5 protein-coding genes are annotated in these 5335 nt (G+C 39.4%); 4 read left to right on the forward strand and 1 reads right to left on the reverse strand.

The window, feature by feature from the left end:
- Nucleotides 1-1945: sugar phosphate nucleotidyltransferase (locus ACKPEB_RS22215; RefSeq protein ID WP_408967197.1), on the reverse strand; the 1945-nt coding region annotated here is incomplete at its 3' end.
- 548 nt (nt 1946-2493) lie between these two features.
- Between ACKPEB_RS22215 and ACKPEB_RS22220 the strand changes: the two genes are divergently transcribed.
- Genes ACKPEB_RS22220 through ACKPEB_RS22235 form a run of 4 tightly spaced genes read left to right on the forward strand, consistent with a single transcriptional unit; the run spans nt 2494 to nt 5102 of the window.
- Nucleotides 2494-2688 carry a hypothetical protein gene (locus ACKPEB_RS22220; protein WP_408967198.1) on the forward strand — a complete coding sequence of 65 codons (195 nt, stop codon included), beginning with the start codon at nt 2494-2496 and terminating at the stop codon, nt 2686-2688.
- A 17-nt stretch (nt 2689-2705) separates the two neighbouring features.
- The gene (locus ACKPEB_RS22225) at nt 2706-3425 is read left to right on the forward strand and encodes a class I SAM-dependent methyltransferase (RefSeq protein WP_408967199.1); all 720 of its coding nucleotides are present in this window, start codon (nt 2706-2708) and stop codon (nt 3423-3425) included.
- 8 nt (nt 3426-3433) lie between these two features.
- Nucleotides 3434-4657: a sulfite exporter TauE/SafE family protein gene (locus ACKPEB_RS22230; RefSeq protein ID WP_408967200.1), complete on the forward strand. Its 1224-nt coding sequence runs from the start codon at nt 3434-3436 to the stop codon at nt 4655-4657.
- Nucleotides 4632-5102, forward strand: coding sequence for a hypothetical protein (locus tag ACKPEB_RS22235; protein WP_408967201.1), 471 nt, complete (start codon nt 4632-4634; stop codon nt 5100-5102). The genes ACKPEB_RS22230 and ACKPEB_RS22235 overlap by 26 nt, the downstream gene beginning before the upstream one ends.
- Nucleotides 5103-5335: the final 233 nt, after the last annotated feature.

Here is a 5335-nt window from a genome sequence, read left to right on the forward strand (position 1 = left end):
TTAACACCATATTCACCATTAAAGAGGTTAAGGTTTCTCCTCGAATGGGGCTTCCGGTTTCATCCACTAACATAAATTGTTCACCATTAGCATACACTTGAGCTCCAAAATTAGCCCGTAATGCTTCCACGACTCGCCCTAATTGATCGAGTAAATTTTCCCGTTCAGGAACCGATAAAGCGGTATGATTTAAACTGGCATTTAAAACCACTGCATCACAGCCAAATTTTGCTAAAAGCAGCGGTAAAATCGCCCCAGAAACGGCATAAACATAATCAATAACAACTTTAGCATTACTGTAGCGTAACACTTCAGGATTGATATGTTTTCCAAAGCTAACACTATAAATATCGAGTAAATCAATACTATAACTGACATTTCCAATTTCAGGAATTTGTGCTCGTCTTAAATCTTCTTTAAAATAAGCTCCTTCGATTTTCTTTTCTTTGGCTTTAGTAATATTAATTCCTTTATGATCTAAAAATTCAATTAATAGATAATCTGCCCGTTCAGGAGACAGACGCACATGAATTCCCCCTGCAACTTTTAACGAGGGAATAGCCGTGCGGGTAATCGGAATAGCTGTCGCATCTAAGTTAATAATATCGATACCAACGGACATTAAACCCGCTACTAAGGAACGAGTCACCATGCGAGAAATCGGTCGTTGATCCCGCGAAACAGCAACCGTTGAACCGGGTTTTAAAGTTGATCCAAAAGCCGCACCTAATTTAACTGCAAATTCCGGTGTTATATCAATATTAGCTAATCCTTGTACTCCCCGTTGACCAAATAAATTCCGTTGGGCGGTATTCCCCCAAATTAAATTAATATTTAGCGTCGCCCCAGATTCAATTTTTTTACTCGGCCACACCCGCACCCCAGGGCTAATTTGGGCTTCTTCCCCCACACTGGATAACGAACCCACTACCGCCCCTTCCAGAACGTGGGCACGACGGTCTACACGAGCACCTCTGGCAATCACACAAGCCCTTAAATGGGCATCATCTCCAATAATTGCACCATTCCAAATAATCGGCCGCTTAATATTCGCATCAGCCCCGATGGTAATATTATCGCCAATCACGCTTCCCGCTTCAATTTGAGCACGAGCGCCAATGCGACAATTCCGACCAATCAAAACCGGGGTTTCAATTTGGGCGGTTTCATCAATAAAAGTATTTTCTCCCACCCATAAACCCGGAGAACGTTCAGGGTAAGGAATATTCAGTTTAACTTTCCCCATTAACGCATCATAATGAGCTTCTCGATAAACATCTAAATGACCAATATCACACCAATAGTTATTAGCAATAAACCCATACATCGGTTGATCTTTTTCTAACAGTAACGGAAATAAATCTTGGGAAAAATCACATTCTTGATCGTAGGGAAGATAATCTAAAACTTCCGGTTCTAAAATATAGGTTCCTGTATTGACCGTATCGGAGAAAACTTCACTGGTGGCAGGTTTTTCTAAAAAGCGACGAATGCGCTGATTTTCATCGGTAATCACAACCCCAAATTCCATGGGGTTTGGCATTCGAGTTAAAATTAATGTCGCTTTCGATTGTTTGCGTCGATGAAATTCAATGGCGGCGGTTAAGTCAAAATCCGTGACGCTATCCCCACTAATCACTAAAAAAGTTTGATCTAAAAGTTCTGCAATATTTTTAACACAGCCTGCGGTTCCTAGTGGTTGATCTTCTTCCACCGCATAAGTAATTTGTACGCCTAAATCACTGCCATCATGAAAATATTCTCGCATCACATCAGGAAGATAATGCAAGGTGGCAATGACTTCCGTAATATGATGTCGCTTCAGTAAATGAATAATATGTTCAGCAATGGGACGATTAAGAATCGGTACCATTGGTTTTGGAAGATCGCAAGTTAACGGTCGAAGTCGTGTTCCCGATCCACCTGCCATCAGCACTGCTCGCATATATCCTCCTAATTGATTCTGCTAATTGAGCATTGAAATTTCCCAGATTTCCTCATCTGGGTTGTGTTCCTCCAGTGGGGAATTGCTGAACATCAGTTGAATTCGTTGAGAGCCGATTAACCAGGGTTTGTTATCAAAAATAGTGCTTCATCGGAGAATATTTTTCAACGGAATTTATTCCACAACTGATCGATTCAAGTCTTAAATCGTCAAACAATTAAGCTGTTCTACTCAACAACTCACCAATTATAGGATAGCAAATTTCTGATTTTATGGCTAAAAATCTTGAAATGATTGCCTATTTTAAGCATTAATTTTTATTAAAATCTACGGTTCACACCCGGTAAAACTCCCCTAGCTAGGGGGTGATCACCTAATCGGATCAGGGTTTTTATCGGTGATCAAGGTCAAGAGGTAGGGTTGGAGGTCAGATGGGTTTTGACAGAGATAGGAAACAGCCTGGCTCCCTGGATCGGTTCTCAACTACACCTGCTACAATAGATCAAAATTAAGTTCTGTTTAATCCTTCACTGTAAAATCCTTTCGGTATGAGTTCGATCATTAGCTTATTGCTACTCGTCATTTATGGAGGCGGGATCTGGAAATTTTGGAGAGGGTTTGACAAAACCAACTTCAACCGCAGTTTTCAGAATCGTGTCATTCTTTCCTTATTATGGCCGGCATTGGTGTTTAATTCCTCTTATCGGAAAAACTTTACCAAAGCCTTAAAAAGCTCAAAATAGAGTTATATTAATAATGAATGTCTAAATCTTCTAATTCATCGAATTTCTTTAATTTATCGGTGAGTTCCGACCCCTTGGAAACAGCGATCGCCAATGTTTCCCGGCGCTTTAACCGAGAATATCAAGGAGGTGCTTTTGACCTACCGCCAGAAGTCGAAACCTTAGAAATTTTTCGCGATCGCATGGCGGGAACTTTAGCGGAAAAAATCACCTCTCCTTTTTGGGAAATTGCCAAACCTCACAAAAATCAACGCTGTTTAGATATTGGTTGTGGGGTGAGTTTTCTGATCTATCCTTGGCGAGATTGGGAAGCTTTATTTTATGGGCAAGAAATTAGTAGCGTTGCTCAAGAAGCTTTAAATGTTCGGGGGCCGCAGTTAAATTCTAAACTGTTTAAAGGGGTGACATTAGCACCGGGTCATCAATTACAATACGCCGATCATCAGTTTGATTTAGCGATCGCAACCGGATGGAGTTGTTACTATCCTCTCAGCTATTGGGAATTAGTTTTAAAAGAAGTTAAACGAGTCGTTAAACCCGGTGGAGATTTTGTCTTTGATGTGTTAATTCCCGATACTGAGTTAGCAGAAGATTGGGCAATTTTAGAAACCTATTTAGGCACAGAAGTTTTCTTAGAACCCTTAGAAAATTGGGAAAAAGTGATTAAAGCAACAGGAGCTAAACTTTTAAAGCGCAAACCCGGAACCTTATTTCAACTTTATAAAATCCGGTTTTAACTCTAACCATGCTCATTGACCTATTGTTAATTGGAGTATTAGGATTTCTAGGAAGTTTTGGTCACTGTTTAGGAATGTGTGGCCCCTTAACCGTTGCCTTTTCCTTGTCCGATGAATCGTTACCGACTCGCAAAATTCCCTTTCAATTTTATCTATTATTAAATATAGGTCGCATTCTAAGTTATGCCTTAGTGGGGGCGATCATTGGTGGGGTCGGTTCAGTTTTAATTGCTAGTGGACAACTGGCGGGAATCGGCAGTTTTTTTCGTCAAAGTATTGCCATTTTAACCGGAATCTTATTAATTATTTTAGGGTTAGCTCAAATTAACCCCACTGTCTTTCATCGCTTCCCGATTATTCATCCTTTATCCCCGAAAAAATTACATGATCGCCTCAGTAAACTCATGGTTAATGTGTCTTTAAAAAATGATGATTTCACGCCTTTATTATTAGGATTAATTTGGGGATTTATTCCCTGTGGCTTTCTCTACACCGCCCAAATTAAAGCCGCAGAAACGGGGAATATCGGCTGGGGAATATTAACCATGTTAGCCTTTGGTTTAGGAACCTTCCCAACAATGTTAGGGGTCGGAATATTAACGCAAAAATTCACCGCCGACCGTCGGAGTCAACTGTTTAGACTCGGAGGATGGATTACTTTATTAATCGGAATTTTAACCTTATTAAGAACCGGAAATCATGTTGATTATTCCGGTTATGGCTCCTTAATTTGTTTAATCGTCGCCTTAATTTCTCGTCCTATTAGTCGGTTATGGTCACAACCGTTGAAATATAGACGAGTGTTGGGAGTCGGTGCGTTTGTATTAGCCGTTGTTCATAGTGTGCAAATGTTAGATCATACCTTTCAATGGAATTTAACCGGGTTTGACTTTATGATCCCTCAACATCAAGGAGGAATTCTGGCGGGAGGATTGGCTTTTTTATTAATGGTTCCTTTGGCGATTACCAGTTTTGATAAAATCCAAACTCAATTAGGTATTCTGTGGCGTAGAATTCATTTATTAGCAGTTCCAGCCTTCATTTTAGCCGTGATTCATACCCTGTTAATTGGGTCAAACTATTTAGGCGGATTTGAATTAACCCTAATGATTAAAATTAGAGTTGCATTGCTTCTATTGTTAAGTTTAGTGGTATTATTAATTCGCTATCAAACCGTTTGGTCATTCTTGGGATTAGAAAAGTTTTATGTTGCACCCCTTAAACAAAAATAAGTCCTTAAAATTATTATTAATTCTAGGAACAGTTCTGTCAGTTCAACCCCTAGAAACAATTTTGTTTTTTAACCGAGCGATCGCTCATGAAGTACAAGTTTCTGGAGATGTAGCTGTGACGTTTCATCTCGAACCCAATCATAATCCCCGTGTCGGACAAAAAGCAACGATATGGTTTGTTTTAACTCGTCGAGGAGGACAAATGATTCCATTCTCCCAATGTAATTGTCAATTAGCTATTTATCGAGAACCTCGAAAAGCCAATGATCAACCGTTAATTCAACCTCAACTTAAAGCAATTTCGGCCGAAAAATACCAAGGTATCCCCGGAACCGAGGTGATTTTTCCCACCGTAGGAATTTATCAATTAGAATTAAAAGGAACCGCTAAAAACAATAATAGTTTTAAACCGTTTAAAGCCAATTATTCGGTTACAGTTCGATAACAATACAAAGACTAACAATACTTAAGCAACTAGCATCATTAATGAAACACAGGAATCGTATAGAATTGCTAGAGATACAGATATTATTAAAACAATGTCTAAAACAACTCATCCTTTACACCTTCTTCTCCAGTATGCTCGTCCCTATCAAAAAACCATAGGGTTAGCAACGCTTTATTCAATTTTAAATAAAGTTTTTGATTTAGCTCCTCCGGTTTTAATTGGCTGGGCGG

The organism is Planktothrix sp. (assembly GCF_046067725.1).
In the GTDB taxonomy this organism is placed as follows: domain Bacteria; phylum Cyanobacteriota; class Cyanobacteriia; order Cyanobacteriales; family Microcoleaceae; genus Planktothrix.

Coding starts and splice junctions, on each gene's coding strand:
- ACKPEB_RS22220 (WP_408967198.1), top strand. CDS start 2,494: ATGAGTTCGATCATTAGCTTATTGCTACTCGTCATTTATGGAGGCGGG.
- ACKPEB_RS22225 (WP_408967199.1), top strand. CDS start 2,706: ATGTCTAAATCTTCTAATTCATCGAATTTCTTTAATTTATCGGTGAGT.
- ACKPEB_RS22230 (WP_408967200.1), top strand. CDS start 3,434: ATGCTCATTGACCTATTGTTAATTGGAGTATTAGGATTTCTAGGAAGT.
- ACKPEB_RS22235 (WP_408967201.1), top strand. CDS start 4,632: ATGTTGCACCCCTTAAACAAAAATAAGTCCTTAAAATTATTATTAATT.